The organism is Pseudoalteromonas sp. CNAT2-18.1 (assembly GCF_022347865.1).
Classification (GTDB): domain Bacteria; phylum Pseudomonadota; class Gammaproteobacteria; order Enterobacterales; family Alteromonadaceae; genus Pseudoalteromonas; species Pseudoalteromonas ruthenica.
In genome coordinates, this window is the sequence record NZ_JAKRFR010000003.1 from 32,243 (window position 1) to 55,647 (window position 23,405).

Consider the following 23,405-nt stretch of genomic DNA (forward strand, 5'->3'; position numbering starts at 1 on the left):
TATTCAGGCAATATTAAGCTAATATTGCCTTGATTTATAATGACAGGATTTATCATGCCGCAGTATCACTTTATCTCAGGGCTGCCCCGCTCAGGTTCTACTTTATTAGCTGGTTTACTCAGGCAAAACCCGCAATTTCATGCCGCCATGAGCAGCCCTATTGCTCCCCTTATGGGCAGCTGCTTAGAGCAAATAGGCGCTGGGAGTGAATTTTCCCCGTTTTTTAATGAGTCTAAGCGCCGTGACCTTTGCCTAAGCTTAGCCAACAGTTATTACAGTGAGCACAGAGATAAAGACGTTATCTTTGATACTAACCGTATTTGGACTGCGCGTATGCACCAACTGGTAGAACTATTTGGTGATTTCAAAGTAATTTGTTGTGTTCGCAACCCGGCTTGGGTGATGGATAGTTTCGAGTGTATTTACCGTAAAAACCCCTTCGACTATAGCCGTATGTACTCACCTCAGAGCCGACAAACAGTCTATACCCGCTGTGAATCTCTGGCCCACCATCAAGGTGCATTAGGCAGCGCGTGGACGGCTCTTAAAGAAGCTTACTACGGCGAGTTTTCAGAGCGTTTATTACTGCTGGATTACGATTTACTCACTCAGCACCCGGCTCGCTCCATGGAGCTTGTTTATCAATTTCTTGCTCTGCCCACATTCGACCATGACTTTAATCAGGTGGAATATGACGAGGGAGAGTTCGATGCCAACATCGGCGTGAAAGGCCTCCATACCGTGAAAAAGCAAGTGCAGTTCACCCCAAGACGCAGCATTTTACCACCAGAATTATTTAAGAAGTACAGCGAGATGGCCTTTTGGCAGGATACAACTGGCACACAAGCCAGCTTGATCTGCGCCACACCGAGCCAAGGAGACAACCATGATTCAATTTAAAGCCAACAAACTAGCAGGAATGCTTGTGCCCTTGGGCTTAAGTGCTCTTCCCTCTTTGGCGGGCGCCTATAGCGGCTATATACGCAATGAGACAATGCGCAGCACATCACAGTCAGTTACTTTGCAGACAAGCAGCGCAACAGCAACCCATTTGCCACTAAAAGCAAAGCAATTTGAAAGCTCAGAGTTGGTAATGACCCAGGGCGCCCCATCTGCACAGACTAACAACTCAACCTTGGCAGAGCCTAACCTTGTAAGTGGACAGAATATCCATGAAATCATGGTGATTGACGCAACGCTTAAAGATAAGTCAACCTTTTATAAGGCACTCAAGCCGGGCGTTGATATTATTGAAATCGATGATAGCAGTCCTGTTTTTGCGCAACTTAATAGAAAACTAGAAAGCTATCATAACCTCAACGCGATTCATTGGGTAAGCCATGGCTCAGAAGGACTTATTCATGTCGGCAAGCAGCAGGTAGGAGCGGCACAATTACACAACTACCTCGATGACTTAAAGCAACTAGGGGACAAACTTAGCTCGGACGCTGATATTCACTTTTACAATTGTAACCTTGGTAAAGGAGAGCTTGGTACAGAGTTTATTCAACTTATCGCTACATACACCCATGCCGATGTCGCCGCGTCGATTGACAACACAGGAAATGTTGATCAAGGCGGTAACTGGGAGTTAGAAATCAAGCATGGTGATATAAATACAGCGACTCCTTTTAGCGCTATTGCACTTGCCGACTTTTCCGATGTATTAGCCTATAGCGGAACTATCAATATGTCGGGTTTCCCCTCCGGGTATGCTGCGAGTAAGTCATATACAGTATCGGGTTATACCATACAATTAAGTACCGATGGCGGGGCATCCTCAATTTACACTGGAGCTGTGTACTCATCTCATGATGCCTATTTCTCCCCAGAGTTTGGGGGTAATACCAGTGAAACTAAAGGGGAGATTTACTTCTCTGGTGGTGAAACCTTTAACGTCACCTCGATTGACATGTTTAACTGTTCTGGCGTTAACCAAAACTTCAAAATCTACTCGGATAATGGCGACCAAGCAACAACAGGCTCTCTAGCTAATGGTATTGGCGGAACACAAAGCCTAAATTGGAATGGCGTGTCCAAGCTCACCATCGTAAACAATGCGGGTGGAGATCTCGAGTGTGTCAGAATCGATAATCTTGTGCTCGCTAATTTAGCACCTGCCAACACTCCCCCGTCAATTGGCAACCTCAATGGCGATAGTGTCAGCCTGTTCCCTGGTGCGCAAACACTCCTTGACCAAGGCACAGCAGCGATCATAACCGATGGCGACAGCGCTAACTTCAACGGTGGCGCTTTAACGGTTACGATCGTTTCAGGAAAAGATAGCGCTGAGGATTTACTTTCTGTAGATACCTCAGGCACGGTAGCCCTAGCGGGCACCACAGCAGGGAGTAATGTGTCCGTGTCTGGTACCACAATTGGTACCTTATTGAATAATATTGCTGTGGGGAACGACTTTGTCGTCAACCTCAACACTGACGCCACAGCGGCGCGAGTACAAACCCTGTTACAACAGATCAGTTTTGAAAATATCGATACCGCCAACCCAACTACAGGTACGCGCACAGTGCGCGTTACCGTCAGTGATGGTGATGGCGGTACCTCAACAAACCAAGATGTCAGCGTCACTGTGCAAGCGCCGCTGAATAACGGCGATCTCATCCCTGCTGCGGGTGTCAGTGAGCCGGTGTTGAGGCCGACAACCTCGAACAGCCCGGCAACAGCCGTAGATGTGTTGGATTTTACGCTTGTTGATGGCGGTGGCGATAACCTACCAATGAATATATCAAGCATTCAAGTACAGGTTAATGGTACAGCCACAGAGTACGAGCGTAGCAGTACCACTTGGCGCCTCCACGGCCCTGATGCCAATAACATCGTCGGTAATTATATTGCCGGTACGTTGACCTTCTCAGGGTTAAACATCAGCATTGTCGATGGCACCCAAGAGGATTATGTAATCAATGCCTACTACCATGTAAACACCAACATGGTGGATAAACGCACTTTTAGACTAAGCGTTAATGGCTCAAGCAATGTTATTGAGTCTTCCGGGACAACAATGGGCACCACTACCCTGGTAGATAATGGTACCGGCTCGGTATTAGATATCACCGCCACAGGGCTTTATTTTAGAACCCAACCTTCGGGCAGTATCTCTGGCAACGTACTCTCAACCACCCCAGAAGTAAGAGCCGTAGATGATTTTGGTAATACCGATAAAGACTTTACCGAAATAGTGACCTTGACTGAGGCCTCAGCAGGCTCACTCAGCAATGCCAGTGTGAGCGCAACCCAAGGGGTTGCAAGCTTTAGTAGCTTGATTTACACCGCCACTGCCGACCAGCAAAGCTTCACGTTAACCGCTGATGATGAGGCGACAGGTGCAGATTTTGTCAGTGTCGACGCTAATAGCATTACCTCTGATGTGGTTGCCACACGTTTGCGCTTTGATACAGAACCAGCGCCAACAGCCATTCCAGCTGGACAGAACACTAGCTTCACGACCGTGCCACAAGTATCAGCGGTAGATGCTGCAGGCGTTGTCGACACTGGCTACAGCACCGATATACTATTAGCTGAGGTTAATGGCGCTGGCAGTGTGACCATGACAGCCACAGGTGACAACGATGGCAATGGCGCGACCGTAACAGTTACCCCCTCTTCAGGGATGGCAACCTTTACCAATTTAGCCCTGAATTATACCCTCTCCGGGACCGCTGCTGAATCGTTCAACTTGCGAGCGTCATCTGGCGCATTGACCGCAGCCGACAGTGCTCAGTTGACCGCTGCAGATAATGTTCCTCCAAGTGTGACAAGTATTGCCCTTGCGGGAACTCCCGCTGCAAATGATAGTAGTATCACCTACACCATCACTTTCAGTAAAAATGCCAATAATATCAGCACCGATGATTTCACACTCACGACGGTGTCTGGGACCGCAAGTGGTGACATAGCTTCAGTGTCTGCATCCAGTGGCTCGAGCGTCAACATCACCGTCAACAACATCGCTGGTACCGGCAGCATCCGTCTCGATTTAAATGCCAATACCGACATCGTTGATGACTCTGGCAACGGCAATAATAACAATGGCTATGTACCTGCGTTTAATTCCGGCGAAACACATAATGTAGATGTAGTTGCACCACAAATCTCCAGCATATCTGTTCCTGCTGATGGCACATATAAAACAGGTGATACTTTAGACTTCACTCTAAATAGTAATGAAAACTTAACCGTCAATACAGCTGGCGGGACGCCAAGCTTAACTATCGATATCGGTGGCTCTACTGTCGCTGCAAGTTACCTATCCGGCTCAGGAACAGCTGCGTTGAACTTTAGAACTGCCGCCCTAGCAGCCGGCCTTGAAGATACTAACGGTATTGGCTTAACCGCACTTACCCTAGCTGGGGGAACTATCAATGACAATGCAGGTAATGCCTTAGACGTGACTTTGAATAACGTTGGCGCTTTATCTGGAGTATTAGTAGATAGCATAGCCCCGACCGTTACCTCAGTCAGTGCAACAACAAGTGATGGCGCTTACGGCGCTGGCGAAGTAATTAATATCGGAGTCACCTTTAGCGAAGCCATTAATGTCACTGGCGGAGTACCTAGTCTAACACTGGAAACCGGTGCCACAGATAGAACGATTGCTTACAGTTCTGGCTCCGGCACAAATACCTTGATGTTCACCTATACGGTGCAAGCTGGTGATACCAGTGCCGACCTTGATTACACAACAACTTCTGCGTTGGCACTTAACGGGGCTCAGGTGAGTGATAGCGCCGGAAATAACGCGAGCTTAACCTTAGCGACTCCTGGCGCAACGGGCAGCCTAGGCGCTAATAAAGCGTTGGTGATAGATACCACAGCTCCAGTAAGCCCAACTGTAACCACCCCAAGCGCACCTGAGAGCACCACCAGCACACAATTAGCAGTAGCTGGTACGCATAGCGAGAACGGTGTCAATGTCGCGCTTTACGCTGATGCTAATGATGATGGTACTGCTGATTCAACCAGTGTACTGGCTTCATCTGCAGTATCTGGGAATGCGTGGTCGCTGTCGGCACCGCTGACACTGGGCGATAATAACTTTGTGGTAGCTGCACTTGATGCTGCGGGCAATATCTCCACATACGTTGATGTAGCCACTATTACAAGAAACAGCCCACCCAATGGCTCTCCTGTTATTTCTGGCACACCTGCTGCTAATGCAAACGTAGGTAGTAACTATTCATTTACGCCGAGTGCAACTGATGCAGACAACGATCCACTAACATTTAGCATCTCTAATTTACCAGCCTGGGCCAGCTTTAACTCCAATAATGGTCAGCTACAGGGGACGCCAACCGATGCTGATATTGGTGATTACTCAAATATCATTATTTCTGTCTCGGATGGCTCAGCCACAGATTCTCTGCCCGCATTTTCTATTTCGGTAACGGCAGCAAATCAAGCACCTACGATTAGCGGCACTCCTGATACAAAGGTTGCGATTGAGCAGAACTATAGCTTCACCCCAACTGCATCAGATCCCGATGATGATGCCCTCACCTTTTCGATCGTCAATCAGCCCAGCTGGACAACCTTCGATACCGCAACAGGGCAACTGCAAGGTACACCCAGTGAGAGCGATGTTGGCACCGTTAGCAATATTCAAATTACCGTCAGTGACGGCGACTTGAGTACGCAACTCCCGGCGTTTGCTATCGAAGTCACTGAGGCTAATCAGGCCCCTCGTATTATCACTCGCACGTTCAGTGTTGAAGAAGATACGTCAAAAACGGTGACCCTAGAAGTAGACGATGAACAGGCAGAACAAGTCACTATTACAGTCGTTTCAGCGCCTGTGCAGGGTGAGCTACTCGTCAATGGCTTAAGCCTCACTTACACACCGAATACTGACTTTCAAGGCACTGATAGTGCAACTTTGATAGCAAGTGACGGTGATTTACAAAGTGAACCTGTCGCTATTGAAATTACTGTCACCGGAGTCAATGACAAACCAATAGCCAATGATGATACTGTGAGCCTTACGCGCAATGACAGCGGCACATACATTCTTGAGGTACTTAGCAATGACAGCGATCCAGATCAAGGTGATACCTTACGCATAACAACAGCTAGCGCAGAATTAGGTGATGTCACTATCGACAATGGCGCGCTGCTATATACGCCTCCTGGTGGTCTTAATGAAACCACGACACTGCGCTATCGCATCGCCGACGAGCAAGGTTTAGCGGATACAGCAACGGTCAGATTCTCCCTTGATGGCCCTATGGCCGACGATATCCCACTACTCTCACTGCCTGCGGATGTCAGTGTTGATGCCACAGGCTTGTACACGAAAGTAAATCTTGGTGTTGCCACTGCTGTCGATGCAACGGGTAAAGCCATTGCGGTTAGAATCCTAGACAATCCGGTGTATTTCAAACCAGGCGTGCATAAAATTTACTGGCAAGCTACAGATGATCAAGGTCGCAGTGCCTTGCAATCACAGCGTGTGGAGGTCAACCCACAGGTAAGCTTGAGTGCACAAAGTATTATCACTGAGGGGCGCAGTCATAGCATTACCGCTTACTTAAACGGTCCTGCGCCAAGCTACCCACTTATAGTGCCTTTTACCGTCAGTGGCAGTAGCAGCAGTGATGACCATTCACTTACCAATGCAGAACTACGCTTCACCTCTGAGCAAGCAACCATCGACTTTGATGTATTCGCTGATGCCCTTGATGAAGAGGATGAAACCATCACCATAACACTGGACGAAAGTATCAATAGAGGCCCAACGTGGCAGCACCAAGTAACGATTACACAGCGTAACCTTGCCCCACAAGTGAAGGTAACAGCACAGCAAAACGCGCAAGCGATGACGTTATTTGTTGCCGACCAGGATATTGAGCTTGTTGCCCAAGTAAGCGATGCGAATATCAATGACTCTCATACTTATCAGTGGCAAATAAACCCGACACTACCTTTGAACCAAACGAGTAGTGAACGCGCTATTATCGAGGCCAGTGATCTCACTCCGGGTATCTATAATGTCAGTCTCGAAGTCACTGATAGCGGCACTCCAGCGGCCAGTCAAAGTGTCAAACTGCAGTTAGATGTGCGCAGTACGCTACCGCCTTTGAGCGATAATGATAGTGACGGCGATCTGATCCCTGATGCTAGTGAAGGTTACCGTGATAGTGACGGTGACGGCGTTGCTGATTATTTAGACGCCATCGGCGTATGTCACTTACTTGCAGCAACACCAGCGCAAGAAGATAACTTTATCGTCGAGACTGAATATGGCAACTGTCTGCAAACCAGTATATTTGCTGATGCTGCGAATGCAGGGGCTGAGCTGATGCCAGAGCAGGTCGCAAGTGATGAAGACACACGTCATGTTGGCACACTTTACGGTGTTGTAGTCAGTGCCCTACCGGTACCTGGTGCTGCCGTTGATTTTGTGCTTCCGCAGCGTCAGCCACTGCCGCAAAATGCACTCTATCGCAAGTATATCAATGACCAATGGCAAGATCTGGATACCCAAGGCGATGATGCTATTGCTTCAGCGTTAGGTAGTAAAGGTTACTGCCCAGCACCAGGTAGTGAGCTTTGGCAACCCGGGCTGACAGCCGGGCACTGGTGCGTACAATTAACATTGACAGATGGCGGCGCCAATGATGCTGATGGCATCATCAATGGCAGCATTGTTGACCCTGGTGTGGTGGCTATAGCTCTTGACGCCAACCAGCCACCGATTGCAAACGATGATGTGTACACGGTAGCAGAGAACGCCATGCCGATGCTTGATGTGCTAAGTAATGATACTGATGCCGAGAGTGATGAAATCATGCTTACTGGCGTCGAGGCGGAGCTGGGTGATGCCAGTATTATTGATGGCAAAATTCAATACCAAACACCTAGCCAGTTCATTGGTAACGACCGTTTGATTTACAGTATTCGCGACGCTGCTGGCAATAGCCACAGTGCCGAGGTAAGTATTAACATTGTCGCTAACCAAGCGCCGGTTGCAGTTGCTGATAGCGCATCGGTTGCCTACCAAGGTACGGTTACAGTGGATGTACTCGCCAATGATAGCGACCCAGAAGGACAAGCGTTAACAGTAACCCAAGTAAGCAGCGAACATGGGGAGGTAGTAATTAACAGTGACTTCTCATTACGCTTTAGCGCCGCTGATGGCTTTAGCGGTAATGCGTTAGTTCGCTACACCCTAAGCGATGAACTCGGAGCCACCGCACAAGGCGAGCTTAATATCGAGGTTGCTGCTGAGGTAGACAACTCACAGCCGCCAAAGCGTAAGCAAAGTAGCGGTACTCTAGCATGGCTAGTTATGTTCCTTGCGTTAGTGGCTATTCGCCGACAAGCCAAGCAACTGAAATAACCGCAACGTCATTAAGTTAATGCATAAAAGCCCCGCAGAGCGGGGCTTTTTTATTGTGTGCGATAACGGGAAAATAATAACAGTAAAAAGAATATGCTTCCGATAGCTGAGGTGATCACCCCAACTGGCAGTTCTTGATTATCTAACACTGTGCGTGCGGCCAAATCTACCCACACCATAAATAGCCCGCCGCTAAAAAAGCTCGCGGGATATAAATAACTACCTGCATGAGGGGCCAATATTCGCACCAAATGGGGGATCATCAGCCCGACAAAGCCTATACCGCCGCATACACTCACAAGCACTGCAGTGATCAGCGCACTTAATAGCAGCATAGCTAAGCGTAGTCGCGGCACATTAATACCTAAGGTATGGGCACTCTCATCCCCGAGCAGCAAGGCATTTAACGGCGCCCGTAACAGCCATACGATTACTAGGCTGACGCCCATAAGCAAACCCACCGGTAGCAACATGGCCATGGAGGCACCAGAAAAGCTGCCCAAAGTCCAAAAGACCACCGCGCTCACAGCCTGCGGCTCGCCAAAATACAGCAACAAGCTGGTCAGTGCACTGAAACCAAAAGATAAGGCCACCCCTGCCAGCACCAAAATGGAGTTTTGCATATAGCGAACACTGTAGGCCACAATCAGCAACAACACCACGGCCAGCATGGCGCCTGCAAAGGCACTGAGGCTCAGCAGCACAGGGGCACTAACCCCAAAAAGCACCATGGTCACGACCACGCCCAGAGCTGCCCCCGAGGAGATACCAAACAAGTAAGGATCCGCTAACGGGTTGCGTGTGACCGTTTGTAAAATCCCCCCCGCCAACGCCAACCCACCACCCGCTAGAAAGGCAATGCCAACACGAGGGCTGCGCAATTGCCAAATAATTTGCTGCCACAGCGAATCACTGTCCTCGCCACTGAGTACAGCTAACAGTTGCGGCCAACTTAGACTCACGGCACCTTGCTTAAGTGCAAACAACCCACTAAGCACAAAAACCAAAAGTACTGCAATCAGAGATAAAACATATTTAACCGTCATGCTGATGCCTTTGATAGCCGTAAAAATATTGTACCAGCGGCCACTTATCGGGCTGCTGCGGATGACCACTGACTTTTGCGCAAACGCCAAAAACATCACTGAGCAGTTGCTCGGTCACCACCTTTTTTGGCGCACCATCCGCGACCAGTTGACCGTGCTTAAGAATCAACAATCGGTCACACAGCGCACAGGCCAAGTTAAGGTCATGAAATGACGCCAACACCGTTAGCTTTAACGAACGCACCAGCTCCATCAATTCTATTTGATATTTAATATCTAAATGGCTGGTGGGCTCATCCATGATCAGCAACTGCGGCTGCTGCACTAAGGCCCGAGCAATATGAGCGCGCTGCTGCTCTCCTCCCGATAACTGGGCTAAGGGTTTATGCTGCAAGTTACACAGCCCTACATCCATCAAAGCCTGATGGACTCGCTGCTTTTGCTCCTGCGTTAATGCACGCCACATGCCCCCTTGGGGCAATAAGCCAAGAGTCACCACCTCATAAACAGTGAGTGACATATCGCTTTCTGGCTGTTGCAGCACCACGGCTACGTTTTGTGCCAATGTGCGCTGTGGCAGAGCCTGTAAGCACTCGCCATTAAGGGCAATAGCCTCAGCCGAAGTGCGGTAATAACGATAAATGCAGCGCAGCAGTGAGGATTTCCCAGCCCCGTTAGGTCCCAACAGGCCCACAAACTCCCCTTGCTCAAGCGAGAAACTAAGGCGTTCAAGTACCCGATGTTCGCCAAGCTGATGCGATAAATTTTTAACCTGTAATAACGGGCGTTGCAACACGGTACTCACTTAGCTAGGTCAGAAAAGAGCTATTATGAAAGCATTATCGCGCAAAGTAAATTTTGTCTATCCAGACGTCTGTGAAGCTATGGCAACATGGCGTGATAGTACGCACAACCTACTAGGGCAACTAAACGCACATAGACAACAAACCGCGTCACATTCTACTTTTCACTTTATTGGTGGCCTGCGCGGTACTCGGATCATCGGGCCAAAAATGCTTTGGATAGCGACCCTTCATCTCTTTTTGCACTTCGCGGTAACTACTTTGCCAGAAATGCGCAAGATCTTGGGTTATTTGCAACGGTCGCCGCGCCGGCGAGAGTAATTCGAGTTGCAGCGGCAGCTTGCCTTGCGCCAACTCCGGGCTTGACTGCCAACCATAAACCTCCTGCATACGGACGCTGAGTTTGGCCGGACCATCTAGTTGATAATGAATGCGATGACTGGCACCCGAAGGCAGTGTCATTGACTTTGGTAAGAGCTGCTCCAGGCGCTGTTGGCTCGCATAATCTAACAGGCTGAGCAAAGCACTCCGATAGTCAAACTGCTGTAATTGCGATAATGACCCCACATGCTCTAAAAACGGTGCCAGCCATTGCTCTGCTTGGCGCAATAGCTGCGCCTCATCGGCGAGAGTAAACTCGCCACCAAGCAATTGACTAGCCAGTAACATACGCACTCGTAGTTGCTGCGACTGTGGATGCTGAAACAGCTCCCAGCCCCGCTGTTGTATTAACTCCAGCCATGCCTGTACTTTCATTTGGGCATCGATTTTTTTGCCACTGGGCTTAGTGGCAATAACGATTGCACCCAATTGCTGGCGCTGCTCATTAATGAAACGCCCTGATTTGATATCAAATTCGCACACTTGACGCTCACTAAACAAATGTGGCAAATGGGTTTGCAGCATGGCAGGGGAAAAAGCGGTGGCGCTAAAAATATGCTGGCCATCTTTGCCACCAACATCGGCGATGGCCACATACTGCTCATCCAACCACAACTGCGGATACGCACTCACCCCCGCACCATTACTGAGCAACATACCCGAGCCACGCCGTTTGGCTAGACGGTCAGGATAGGCCAACGCCACGACCACTGGCAGCAAGTGCATAGGTAAGTCTTTGTTCGCCGGCAAGGATAAACGCTGGCGCCAGTACTTCAGTTGTTGCGTAAATGCTGGGTGAGGACGATGCAGTTGCGCACTGATAGCGGTAGCAAGCTCAGCATCAATACGCACCCGAGCCTCCATCAAGGCGACAAAATACACCGCCAGGTGCACAAAACCAGGATGCTGAGATTCACGTTGCTGAGCTTGGTACAGCAAATGGGCAAAACGTAAATCGCTGCCCATAGCATGTATTTCTCTTGCCTTTGCGGTGAGTTTGCCATCAGCAATCAGCTCTAACATCTGTAACAGTTCGCAGGCTTGGTGCTGCTGCGCCGCAGAAGGCGGGTCAAGCAGCTGTAATTGCTCGATATCGGCCCCCCACAGCTTCGCCTCTAGCATTAAAGGACTAATATCACTGGTTAATATTTCCGGTGCATCATGTTGCGCCCGTCGCTCTAATTGCTCTTTACTGCCTAAACGATAGACCACTCCAGGTTCTATACGCCCCGCTCGCCCAGCCCGTTGCAGCGCCGAGGAGCGTGAGATATTCACGGTTTTCAGCTCACTCACACCGGTTTTTAGATTGAACTGCGCGGCGCGACGTTTACCGCTGTCGATAACAATGCGAATGCCCTCAATAGTCAGGCTGGTCTCGGCCACATTGGTGGTTAATACCACCTTGCGCTGACCTTGCGCCGCGGGTGCTATCGCTCGTTGCTGGGCGGCTTTGTCTTGCTCGCCGTATAAGGTGTGGACTTCAATATCGCTGGGCAACCCGCTGAGCTGCGCGGCGACATAGTTTATTTCTTTTTGTCCTGGCAAAAACACCAAGGCGCTACCGCTTTGCTCTTGCAGCGCTGTGATTACGGTGGGCGCAATAGCTTCAAGCCACTGCGTTGGCTGCGCTAAGGGGCGGTAGATTTCCTCTATTGGGTAGCTGCGACCTGCTGAACTAATGAGTGGGCAATCAAAAAAGCGTTGGTAGCGCTCGCCATCGAGGGTGGCGGACATCAATAAGATCTTTAAATCATCACGCAACATCTGGCTTTCTAACGCAAAAGCTAATGCCGTATCAGCCGCCATGGAGCGTTCATGAAATTCATCAAAAATAACTAAGTCGACACCACTGAGCTCGGGGTCTTGCTGCAACATGCGCGTTAATACCCCTTCAGTGACAATTTCTAGGCGCGTCTCAGCGCTTACCTTGGTCTCTTGGCGCAATCTTAAGCCCACGCTTTGTCCTACCGCTTCTTGTTGCTGCGCAGCCAAAAAGCGCGCTATGTTGCGCGCAGCTAAGCGCCGGGGCTCAAGCATGATAATGCGGCGAAAATGGCCTTCACGAAGCAACTGCAAGGGCAACCACGTTGACTTCCCTGCTCCAGGTGGTGCTTGCAGTAGGCACATAGGCACACGATGTAATTGCTCAACAAGTTGCGGGTAACTTTGCTCTATTGGTAAGGCCATAATCCCAAGGTATTCATACTCTTTGCCGCTATTGTACGTTATTCATTTTGCCTGTGCAGCTTAGCAAGCAACTGTCGGTTCATTTCCATAACTTGCTGTGGGCATAGTAATGCGGGGCAGCACTGTAGTAGCCGAGATTCAAAACTAGCCAGATCAGGGGCATTAAATAAGTGTGCAAACCATATATCTAAGGGGATACCTAACGCCTGCGTTAAAAACAGCTCACCTTGCCAATCACACGGTGAAAGTGATCTAGGTTGTTGGTTTTGCTTTGCCCATAAACACTGCGCAAACGCGCGCTTTATATAAATGAGTCCGAGATCTGCACAGTCATTAATGCTGGGTAAGGTGTGTGCGGCTAGGCGTTTATCGTGTGGAAAATCGAATATGAAATCGGCCTGCCTGGGGTTGGCATAGTGAAAAGGAACGTGTGCGCCCGCAAAAAGGCAAGTTGCCTGCGGCGGTACTGAAAATGGCACGGTTAAGCTCGATTGCCCTTCGCTTAAAACGCAGTGATTATAAACTTGGATATCCGTGGTCAGCGTAAAATGGTCGTCACTTTGATGCTGCGCTGGAATAACAAGCTCACCACGTATATCGGTAATATCATCACGCGCTAAGCGCTGTGCTGCCGCTTTATCGAGGCGAAAGTACTCATCAATCAAAACCCGCTCTTTAGCGCGCTCTAGCCAAGCTCGCAAAGAAACCACTTGAGGAATTAACACTCCCTGTGCTTGCAGATAACGCACGAGGTTTTTAAATATCCATACCTGGGGCTCACGACGAAGCAGTGCTGTCATCGTTTCAGAAATAACGATATCGAATCGACTTTGCGCGCCAGGTTGCCAGCAGGTCGCATCAGCAACCACATATTCGTTGATTAAATGCCCAATATGCCAGCGTGCAACCAATTTTTTGACCGCCTCAATATTCTCCTGGTGAATATCCAACAATGTTACCCGCACCGGTAATTCGGGGTGGCATGCGAGGTAGGGCAATAATAAGGTGGCAAAAGGGCCGGTGCCCGCATAGAGGATGTGGACTACTTTATCACCGTGGACTTTATCGTTAATAGCCGCCGCAACCCCTTGCATAAACACTTGGGTGCGCAGTGGCTCCAAGGAGCAGCGTGCAGCTTGTACCGGAGAAATCGCCACCCCATGCTCGGTATATGTTCCGTGCGATGTATTCATATCTGCTTGCGACGAAACACCACTTTCTTGCTCTAACGCGTTAACCAAAGCATGAATAGGTTGCTTAACAACACCAGCGTCCACTGGCGCTGCAATAATGGTTGCGACTAGCTGTTGTAACTGCTTGAGGGTCATAAGTCAGGCTCAAAGGGAAACATTCACTATTGTTAGCAAATCCCCTCTTGGTGTGTCATTACAGCGCATTACACTGTGCTCAGCTAATGAGGGCTTTGCAACAAGCTGACAATTCAATAAAATTTCATATAAGACATGAGCTTGGCGATTGACTGTTCCGCAGCCTTGTATGAGAATAGCGATAAAAGGAACATAGCATGGAGGCCTCAATGCTCATCAATGCAAGAGAAGAATTAAGAAACAAGCAGCGAGATCAGCAACTCGCTCATCTATTAAAGTCCAACCAGCATAACTTTATCCATCTTAATGACAGGGAATTTTTTGATTACGCTGTGAACGTAAAACGCACCCAAGGTCATTCTAATGAGCGAATCGCCGCCTGGTTCGAATCAATTATGGAACGCGCCAATATTGTACCTGAGCTTTGGCGAGCGCATCGCGATTGGGTTAAAAATGGTTCAGGGCTCGTCCCGTTAGGGCTGGATGTGGCCGCCTTGACAGCGATTGCGCTAGAGATGCAGCGTAGCGGTTCAGTCTTTGATAAATTCAAAGTGAAGTCATATTCTGGGAAAAACTACATTATTTTCAAAGGCTACTCAGGCCTGAGAAGACACCTGACGGGAACCCGATACTTAGCCAACAATCCTAAGCTAGTATCTTTCGGCATCGGTAAGCTGGGAGCGCAAAGCTCTATTAAGCAAGGGTTTGTGTTGACGATTCTTATCTCTGCAGGGTTTCATGCCTTGGAGCAACTGATTGATGATAGCAAAACATGGCACGATTTTATTGGTGGTTTATCTGTTGATGTTGCCATCGCAGCAGCATCATCAGGCATTGCCTGGGGAGCGGTAACTGCCGTTGTGGGAACGGCTGCAACCGTCGCCGTTGGCCCTATGATTGCCGTTGTTGTGGTTGGCGCAGCTCTGGCTGGTTTGGCCTATACATTCATTGATACTGATGCAATAGCAGAAAAAATAGCGGCTAGTCTAAGAGCGGTTGAAAACGATTTAAAACAAAGCTTTCAGCAAGCACGGAGAGAAATAGACCGGGCGCAGCGGTGGTACGAACAAGACCCCATCGGGTTTATGCACCGTTTATTTGGGCTTCCTTACTCTGGCGGATATAGATAGCACAATGGAAGACGTGCAAAGTACAACGATGGACAGAGTAAAGCTATTCTGCTTTTTTGCTTTATTCTGTGTACTTACTTTACTGCTCCCTTATGCAACGTTCAGTGAAGTGAGCCAAGTAAGTACAGCCCTAGGGGAGCATGTTCTGGCTTTTCGGGAGCGCAGTTTTTCTCCTTCTTTGGTATTGGCCACCCCCGTTTTTGCCGTATTAACCTACTTACTGTGGTTACGAGCAACTCATACCCAAGTAAGTGATAGGTTACTCAGCGGTTGGTTTAAGCTGTGCGGCGTGACCTTGGTATTGATGTTAATTGCCACGCCAATCTACACCTATCTCATTGAACAACATATTAGTGCTCAGGGTTACACCCTATGCAGCGCCTACGGCCGGGGCACGATTGGCTCAGCCGATGTCTGGGTGGCAAATGAGAGTCATTGTATAAAAGAAGGTTTCCCCGTACGCAACGAACTCGTTGACTGGCTATCTCAGCAACCATCCGATACCAACGCGCAACAAGTAAAGCAGAAGTTGGCAACGCTTTTGGCTGCTCAGCATCATACAAAGTAATTGAGCAGCCAGCTCATGTTCCACTTGGCGCAAAAAAGTAAAACCTGTGGTTAATTTTCATACCCCAAATTCGGGCCTAGCCACTTTTCGGCTTCCTCTAGCGTCATTCCTTGGCGGTTGGCATAGTCCTCAACTTGGTCTTGCTGAATCCCTGCCACGGCAAAGTATTTCGAATCAGGGTGTGAGAAATACCAACCCGAGACGGCGGCACCTGGCCACATCGCATAGGAGCTCGTTAGTTTCATGCCGATGCGCTCTTCAACGCTCAGTAATTGCCAAATCTTAGCCTTTTCAGTGTGTTCTGGGCACGCTGGATAGCCCGGCGCAGGGCGAATACCCTGATAGTTCTCACGAATGAGCTGATCATTGTTTAACGCCTCGTCTGCGGCATAGCCCCAGTACACTTTACGCACTTGCTCATGCAGGTATTCAGCGAAGGCCTCTGCAAGGCGGTCAGCCACCGCTTTGACCATGATTTTATTATAATCATCACCTTGATCATCAAAGGCCTGGGCTAAGCCATCTTCTTCTAACCCGCCAGTCACGGCAAAGGCGCCAAAGTAGTCGGCAACACCTTTAGGCGCGATATAGTCGGCTAAACAATAGTTAGCAAAGCCCTTTTTGTGCGTTTGCTGGCGTAACTGACACGAACGTAAAATCACTTCGTCACGCTGCTCGTCGCGGTATATTTCTATGTCATCGCCCACGCGGTTTGCTGGGAATAAGCCAATCACCCCTTTTGGTTGAATGCTGCCTTGGCGCGCAAACTCATCCAACATTGCATTAGCGTCGGCAAACAATGAGCGCGCTTGCTCTCCCACCACCTCGTCATTCATGATACGCGGGTATTTGCCGGCCAAAGACCAGGTCATAAAAAATGGCGTCCAATCGATATATTGCCGTAAGGTGCTCACTGACACCGAGTGAAATTCTTGGACTCCTAGTTGTTTAGGTACAGGCGGAGTGTAGTTTTGCCAATCCAGCTGGGCATGATTGGCGCGAGCTTGTTGCAAACCTATGGGCTTAGAGCGGGGTTTCTTGCGTGCTTGTTGCTCTCGCACACGCTCGTACTCTGCTTTAGTTTTACTCAAAAACTCACTTTTCGCGGTTTTACTTAGCAAACTAGACGCCACGCCCACCGCACGGCTGGCGTTATTAACATAAACCACACCGTTATCATATTGGGGCTCAATTTTTACGGCGGTATGCGCCTTTGACGTCGTCGCGCCACCAATCAGCAACGGAATGATAAAATCGCGGCGTTTCATTTCTTTGGCGACATGCACCATTTCATCTAACGAGGGAGTGATAAGCCCGGACAGGCCTATAATATCGGCATTTTCGTCTATCGCGGTTTGTAAGATTTTTTCAGCGGGCACCATCACCCCTAAATCGATCACCTCGTAGTTATTACACTGTAAAACCACGCCAACAATATTCTTACCAATATCATGAACATCCCCTTTTACCGTGGCCATGACAATTTTACCGTTGGTTTCACCCTCTTGTTTCTCGGCTTCAATATAAGGGTCTAAATAGGCCACCGCGCGCTTCATTACCCGCGCCGATTTCACCACCTGCGGCAAAAACATTTTCCCGGCCCCAAACAGATCACCCACCACATTCATGCCGTCCATTAACGGCCCTTCAATGACCTCGATGGGTTTAGCAAACTGTTGTCGGCACTGCTCGGTGTCCTCATCAATATAATCTGTAATGCCTTTAACCAGGGCATGTTCCAAGCGCTTTGCCACCGGCCAACTGCGCCACTGTAAATCCTCAACCTTCTCCGCTTGCGCCATGCCCGAATACTTAGGTGCTAATTCCACCAACCGCTCTCCGGCGCCGGCATCTTTATTTAAAATCACATCCTCAACGGCGTCTCTCAGCTCAGTGGGAATATCGTCATACACCGCTAGTTGACCAGCATTGACGATGCCCATATCCATTCCGGCTTGAATGGCGTGATACAAGAACACAGAGTGAATAGCCTCGCGCACCGGATTGTTGCCTCGAAACGAGAAAGAGACATTAGACACACCACCGGATACCTTGCAGTGGGGAAGGTTCTCCTTGATGCGGCGAGTTCCTTCGATAAACTCCACGGCATAGTTGTCATGCTCTTCTATGCCGGTGGCCACGGCAAAGATATTGGGGTCAAAAATAATATCTTCTGGTGGGAAGCCCAACTCATCGACCAGGATGCGATAAGAGCGCGCGCAAATAGCAAACTTCCGCTCAGCGGTTTCTGCTTGGCCGGTTTCATCAAAGGCCATCACCACCACGGCGGCGCCGAAGCGCTTTAATACCTTGGCTTGGTGACGAAACGGCTGCTCCCCCTCCTTGAGGGAAATAGAGTTCACTATCGCCTTGCCTTGAATGCATTTTAGTCCCGCCTCGATCACTTCCCATTTCGACGAGTCCACCATAATGGGCACTTTCGAAATATCGGGCTCTGAAGCGATAAGGTTCAAAAAGATGACCATGGCCGCTTTAGAGTCCAACATGGCTTCATCCATGTTGATATCGATAATCTGCGCGCCATTTTCAACTTGCTCACGCGCCACCTCTAACGCGGTTTCGTAATCTTCCTCGAGGATCAGCCGTTTAAAGCGCGCCGAGCCGGTCACATTGGTGCGCTCGCCGACATTGGTAAAAGTTGCAGTATTATTCATGTTATTGGCCCCTTAATTGAGATTACAGGCTTCAAGGCCACTTAATCGCATGCGCACAGGCAGCTCAGGCAAAGTACGTGGAGCGGTGTTTTTTAGCCCATCACTAAAGGCTTTAATGTGCTCGGGCGTGGTGCCACAACAGCCACCGACAATATTGATAAACCCTTGCTCCCCCCAGTCGATGATTTCTTGTGCCATTTCCTCGGCTTCTAAATCATATTCGCCAAATTCATTCGGCAGCCCTGCATTGGGGTGCACCGAGGTGTAGGTTTCACAAATACTGGCCAACTCTTCCACATACTGACGCAACAAGTCTGGCCCTAGCGCACAGTTCAAGCCAATGGAGAGCGGTTTAATATGGCGAATGGAATTATAAAACGCCTCGGTGGTTTGCCCTGACAAGGTTCGACCCGAAGCATCGGTGATGGTGCCGGAGATCATTACCGGCAGAGTCACTCCAGCCTGTTCGAACGCTTCTTCTACCGCAAAGGAAGCGGCTTTGGCATTGAGGGTATCGAAAATGGTTTCAATTAAAATCAGATCGGCACCACCTTCTATCAGCGCCAGGGTCGATTCGATATACGCGGCCACCAGCTTATCGAAGGTGATATTGCGATAGCCCGGATCATTGACATCCGGCGAAATCGAGCAGGTTTTTGATGTTGGCCCCAGTACGCCGGCCACGTAGCGCGGTTTGTGTGGCTCGCGAGCGGTAAACTCATCGGCCACCGCGCGTGCCAGCCGGGCCGATTCGAGGTTAATCTCACGGCTTAGGCTCGCCATGTCATAATCTTCCATGGAAATGGTCGTGGCGTTAAAGGTATTGGTCTCAATAATATCGGCGCCCGCTGCCAAATATTCACGGTGAATTTGTGCTATTAGATGAGGTTGAGTGAGGCTCAATAAATCGTTGTTGCCCTTGACCAACACATGCCAATCTTGAAACCGCTCACCACGATAATCATGCTCTTCGAGCTTATGCTGTTGGATCATCGTACCCATGGCGCCATCTAAAATTAAAATGCGCTCGTTGAGGGCCAGTGTTAATGCATCACGTTTATTCGGCATAGTTGTTAGTCCTTACATCCTGGCTAACCAGATTAATATCATAGGGAGTGGTTTGGTAAACGTAGTAATTAAGCCAATTCGAAAATAACAAAAAGGCATGACTTTGCCAGGTTTTCGAGGGCTCTTGCGCTGGGTCGCCATGAGGGAAGTAGTTTTCTGGCATCGGTGCGTCAGCGCCTTTATCGCAATCACGTAAATACTCTTTTTTCAGGGTATCGGCATCATACTCAGGGTGTCCTGTGATATACACCTGAGAACCACTCTGGTTTTTAAGTAAGTAAGCACCTACCTTCGGCGAGCCTGCTACCACGACTAATTCTTTACAGGCGTTTATCGCAGCAATATCAATATGGCCATAACGCGAATGCGGGACTAAGAAGCGATCGTCAAAGCCCCGGGTTAACGCCGCATGGTCAAAATAACACTGATGCTCAAACACCCCACACAACTTATTTTTCTGCAATTGACGCTTAAGTCCATGATGATGGAAAAGCCCAGCGTGCGCCGCCCAACAACTAAATAGCGTCGAGGTCACATGGTGCTCCGCCCAATCAAAGAACGCTTGTAGCTCCGACCAATACCCTACTTCATCATATTCTAAGTGAGCCAAGGGCGCGCCGGTAACAATCAAAGCATCGTAATTATTGTCTTTAACATCTGAGAAATACTGATAAAACATATCCAGATGCTGCTCTGAGTTGGCGCTAGAGCGATGCGTATCTAAACGCAGTAAGTCAACATTGACCTGCAATGGCGTATTCGCCAGCAAACGAATAAATTGCACTTCGGTTTCCACCTTATTCGGCATCAGGTTCAAAATAGCCAAGCGCATGGGCCGGATTTCTTGAGTCCGAGCGCGACTTTTCGGCATCACGAATACATTTTCTTGGCGCAGTTCCATAATGGCTGGCAAAGCGTCTTGAACCGTAATGGGCATGGCGGTACTCCGAATTAAAAGATAAGAGGCTATTATGAACGCCACACTGGAAATTTCAACCTCTAGATGTTTAGACGTCCAAAATAAAGTTGCAGTGAATGAGTTAACTGCAATAATGCCCGCGATTAACTAACAAAGAGTCGATGATGGGTATAGGTGAAATTGCAGCAATCAGTGCAGCCGTGGTTTGGGCCTTTTCTACCTTATTGTACAAAGGCTTCAGTCATCACCTTTCACCGCTGCAACTAAATGTAAGTAAAGGCTTACTCGCTTCTTTAATGATGGTAATTGCCATGGCGCTACTTGGCGATGGCGCCATGCCTGTGCAGCTCACCTCATGGGGCTGGCTTATCGCCGGTGGGGTTATCGGTATTGCCATTGGCGATAGCGCCTACTTTGGCGCCCTGCGCAGTATTGGCCCAGCACGAACCTTAATAATCGAGTCTCTCGCGCCAGCCTTAACTGGCATACTTAATATTGTGCTGTTGGGTGTGTACTTACCGCTACTGGCCTGGTTGGGCATCGCCATCACTTCGGTGGGGGTGATCCTCGCGGTATTACCCCAACGCCACTTGCCCCCAGTTGATAAGAAGTTTTACTTTCAAGGCGTGGCTTTCGCATTACTTGCGGCTTTGTGCCAAGCCAGTGGCATGGTGATGTCAAAAGGGGCTATGAATACTGAGTCGATGAGTAGCCTATGGGCCGCCCTTATTCGCCTCCTTGCCGGCACATTGAGCGTGGCTTTACTGGTAATGATTATAAAACGCAGCGACCTATACCAAGCCATTCGACTGCACGGTATTGATAACAAACGCTGGCTGCTGGTGGCTGTTTTTTTCGGCACCTTCGTTGGCTTGTGGCTGCAATTGGCGGCGGTGCAGCATACCGACCCGGCTATTGCACAAACTATTTTTGCCACTGCCCCGCTGATGGTCATGACGATTGGCTTTTTTAAACGCGAGCCGGTGACTTGGCGTATGATAGTGGGCGGTTTATTGGCGCTGGCTGGAGTGGCCATATTATTGGCAAATTAACGGGCCATTCGTTGACGCTTTCACCATAGAGACTCTACAATAACGGCAGTTTAAATTAGTCACATTGTAAAGGCTCCTTTCATGGTTTTACCTGATAAGTTTATTTTCTCGATGAGTCGCGTGTCAAAGGTGGTGCCACCTAAACGCACCATCTTAAAAGACATCTCTCTGCACTTTTTCCCTGGCGCAAAAATTGGTGTACTTGGCCTAAATGGCGCAGGTAAATCGACCTTACTACGCATTATGGCCGGCGTGGATAAAGATTTTGAGGGTGAGGCACACCCTCAACCTGGCATTAAAATTGGTTACCTTCCTCAGGAGCCTGAGCTTGATGAAAGCAAAACGGTGCGTGAAGTCGTAGAAGAAGCGGTCAGTGAAGTTAAAAATGCCCTTGATCGCCTTGACCAAGTATACGCTGAGTACGCCATGGAAGATGCCGATTTCGATGCGCTTGCCAAAGAGCAAGGTGAACTTGAAGCCATTATTCAAGCCCACGATGGCCACAACCTTGATAACGCCCTAGAGCGCGCGGCAGATGCATTACGACTGCCAGCTTGGGATGCCAAGATTGAGCATTTATCAGGGGGTGAGCGTCGCCGTGTAGCAATCTGCCGTTTATTGCTTGAAAAGCCGGATATGCTTATTCTCGATGAGCCTACCAACCACTTAGATGCCGAATCTGTCGCTTGGTTAGAGCGCTTCCTACATGATTATGAAGGCACTGTAGTGGCGGTAACCCACGATCGTTATTTCCTTGATAACGTGGCCGGCTGGATCCTCGAATTGGACCGTGGCGAAGGTATTCCGTGGGAAGGCAACTACTCTTCTTGGCTTGAGCAAAAAGACGCACGTCTGCAACAAGAGCAAAAAGCAGAGAAAGCAAGACAAAAATCCATCGCTCAGGAGCTTGAGTGGGTACGTTCAAACCCGAAAGGTCGCCAAGCAAAATCAAAAGCGCGTATGGCGCAATTTGCTGAACTACAACAAGGCGATTATCAAAAGCGTAACGAAACCAATGAGCTGTTTATTCCTCCTGGCCCGCGCTTAGGTGATCAGGTCATTGATGTACAGGGCTTAAACAAAAGCTTTGGCGACCGTGTGCTTATTGATAACCTTGATTTTAGCGTTCCTAAGGGAGCGATTGTCGGCATTATTGGTGCCAACGGTGCTGGTAAATCGACCTTATTCAAAATGCTCAGCGGCGAGGAAAAGCCTGATAGTGGTGAAATCACCCTAGGTGAAACCGTTGAACTCGCCACCGTTGACCAATTCCGTGGCAACATGGACGAGAGTAAAACCGTATTTGATGAAATCGCAGACGGTCAAGATGTGTTGAAAGTGGGCAACTTTGAGTTCCCAAGCCGTGCCTATGTGGGACGCTTTAACTTTAAAGGTAATGATCAGCAAAAATACGTCAAAGACCTTTCCGGCGGTGAGCGCAACCGTTTGCACTTAGCCAAACTACTAAAAGCAGGCGGCAACGTATTACTTCTCGATGAGCCAACCAACGACTTAGACGTTGAAACTTTGCGGGCGTTAGAGAATGCAATTCTCGAGTTCCCTGGCTGTGTCATGGTGATCTCGCACGACCGCTGGTTCTTAGACCGTATCGCCACTCATATTCTTGATTATCGCGACGAAGGCCAAATTAACTTCTTCGATGGTAACTACACCGAATACGAACAGTGGCTGAAGAAAACCTTAGGTGCCGAGGCTGCACAACCGAAGCGCATTAAGTATAAAAAGATTGGTTAATTAACCACATAAAAAGCCCCCATCTCGATGGGGCTTTTTTGTGCCCTTGGCATCCATCTATGTATGGCACTGTGATTGTGCTAACGCGCCACTACTTGATGACCATCGTGATATTTTTAGCTTATTGAAATAGCGAA

General features: G+C 49.1%; 13 protein-coding genes. 6 read left to right on the forward strand and 7 right to left on the reverse strand.

Annotated elements, in window-relative coordinates; all coding sequences use genetic code 11:
- Window positions 1–39 precede the first annotated feature (39 nt).
- Both MHM94_RS07030 and MHM94_RS07035 read left to right on the forward strand, forming a co-directional pair.
- Window positions 40–900, forward strand: coding sequence for a sulfotransferase (locus MHM94_RS07030; protein WP_235419411.1), 861 nt, complete (start codon window positions 40–42; stop codon window positions 898–900).
- Window positions 887–8,356, forward strand: a complete 7,470-nt coding sequence (locus tag MHM94_RS07035) for an Ig-like domain-containing protein (RefSeq protein ID WP_235419410.1) — start codon at window positions 887–889, stop codon at window positions 8,354–8,356. Before MHM94_RS07030 ends, MHM94_RS07035 begins: the two co-directional genes overlap by 14 nt.
- 50 nt (window positions 8,357–8,406) lie before the next feature.
- On the opposite strand, the gene MHM94_RS07040 is transcribed toward MHM94_RS07035, so the two are convergent.
- The 4 genes from MHM94_RS07040 to MHM94_RS07055 form a co-directional block, all read right to left on the reverse strand.
- On the reverse strand, window positions 8,407–9,402 hold the full coding sequence (locus tag MHM94_RS07040) for an iron ABC transporter permease (protein WP_235419408.1): 996 nt from the start codon (window positions 9,400–9,402) through the stop codon (window positions 8,407–8,409).
- On the reverse strand, window positions 9,392–10,207 hold the full coding sequence (locus MHM94_RS07045) for an ABC transporter ATP-binding protein (RefSeq protein WP_171041812.1): 816 nt from the start codon (window positions 10,205–10,207) through the stop codon (window positions 9,392–9,394). The genes MHM94_RS07040 and MHM94_RS07045 overlap by 11 nt, the downstream gene beginning before the upstream one ends.
- A 148-nt stretch (window positions 10,208–10,355) precedes the next feature.
- Window positions 10,356–12,773: an ATP-dependent helicase HrpB gene (hrpB, locus tag MHM94_RS07050; protein WP_235419406.1), complete on the reverse strand. Its 2,418-nt coding sequence runs from the start codon at window positions 12,771–12,773 to the stop codon at window positions 10,356–10,358.
- Window positions 12,774–12,811: 38 nt separating this feature from the next.
- Complete coding sequence (locus MHM94_RS07055) at window positions 12,812–14,101, reverse strand: class I SAM-dependent methyltransferase (RefSeq protein WP_235419404.1); 1,290 nt, start codon at window positions 14,099–14,101, stop codon at window positions 12,812–12,814.
- Between the two features lie 209 nt (window positions 14,102–14,310).
- Here MHM94_RS07055 and MHM94_RS07060 point away from each other — a divergent pair, with 209 nt between their 5' ends.
- Both MHM94_RS07060 and MHM94_RS07065 read left to right on the forward strand, forming a co-directional pair.
- Window positions 14,311–15,231 carry a hypothetical protein gene (locus MHM94_RS07060; protein WP_130148415.1) on the forward strand — a complete coding sequence of 307 codons (921 nt, stop codon included), beginning with the start codon at window positions 14,311–14,313 and terminating at the stop codon, window positions 15,229–15,231.
- Window positions 15,232–15,235: 4 nt separating this feature from the next.
- Window positions 15,236–15,799 carry a hypothetical protein gene (locus MHM94_RS07065; protein WP_235419403.1) on the forward strand — a complete coding sequence of 188 codons (564 nt, stop codon included), beginning with the start codon at window positions 15,236–15,238 and terminating at the stop codon, window positions 15,797–15,799.
- Between the two features lie 50 nt (window positions 15,800–15,849).
- Here the strand turns inward: MHM94_RS07065 and metH are convergent, their stop codons facing one another.
- From metH to metA, 3 genes are read right to left on the reverse strand one after another with little or no spacing between them, the layout of a single operon-like run.
- Window positions 15,850–18,474, reverse strand: coding sequence for a methionine synthase (gene metH / locus MHM94_RS07070; RefSeq protein WP_235419401.1), 2,625 nt, complete (start codon window positions 18,472–18,474; stop codon window positions 15,850–15,852).
- Window positions 18,475–18,486: 12 nt separating this feature from the next.
- Complete coding sequence (locus MHM94_RS07075) at window positions 18,487–19,542, reverse strand: homocysteine S-methyltransferase family protein (RefSeq protein ID WP_235419400.1); 1,056 nt, start codon at window positions 19,540–19,542, stop codon at window positions 18,487–18,489.
- Complete coding sequence (gene metA, locus MHM94_RS07080) at window positions 19,532–20,479, reverse strand: homoserine O-succinyltransferase (protein ID WP_022945790.1); 948 nt, start codon at window positions 20,477–20,479, stop codon at window positions 19,532–19,534. The genes MHM94_RS07075 and metA overlap by 11 nt, the downstream gene beginning before the upstream one ends.
- 146 nt (window positions 20,480–20,625) lie before the next feature.
- Here metA and MHM94_RS07085 point away from each other — a divergent pair, with 146 nt between their 5' ends.
- Window positions 20,626–21,513, forward strand: a complete 888-nt coding sequence (locus MHM94_RS07085) for a DMT family transporter (RefSeq protein ID WP_235419399.1) — start codon at window positions 20,626–20,628, stop codon at window positions 21,511–21,513.
- A gap of 81 nt (window positions 21,514–21,594) precedes the next feature.
- Window positions 21,595–23,268 (forward strand): energy-dependent translational throttle protein EttA, encoded by a 1,674-nt coding sequence (gene ettA / locus MHM94_RS07090; protein ID WP_022945792.1) that lies wholly within the window; start codon window positions 21,595–21,597, stop codon window positions 23,266–23,268.
- The last annotated feature ends 137 nt before the right edge of the window (window positions 23,269–23,405 follow it).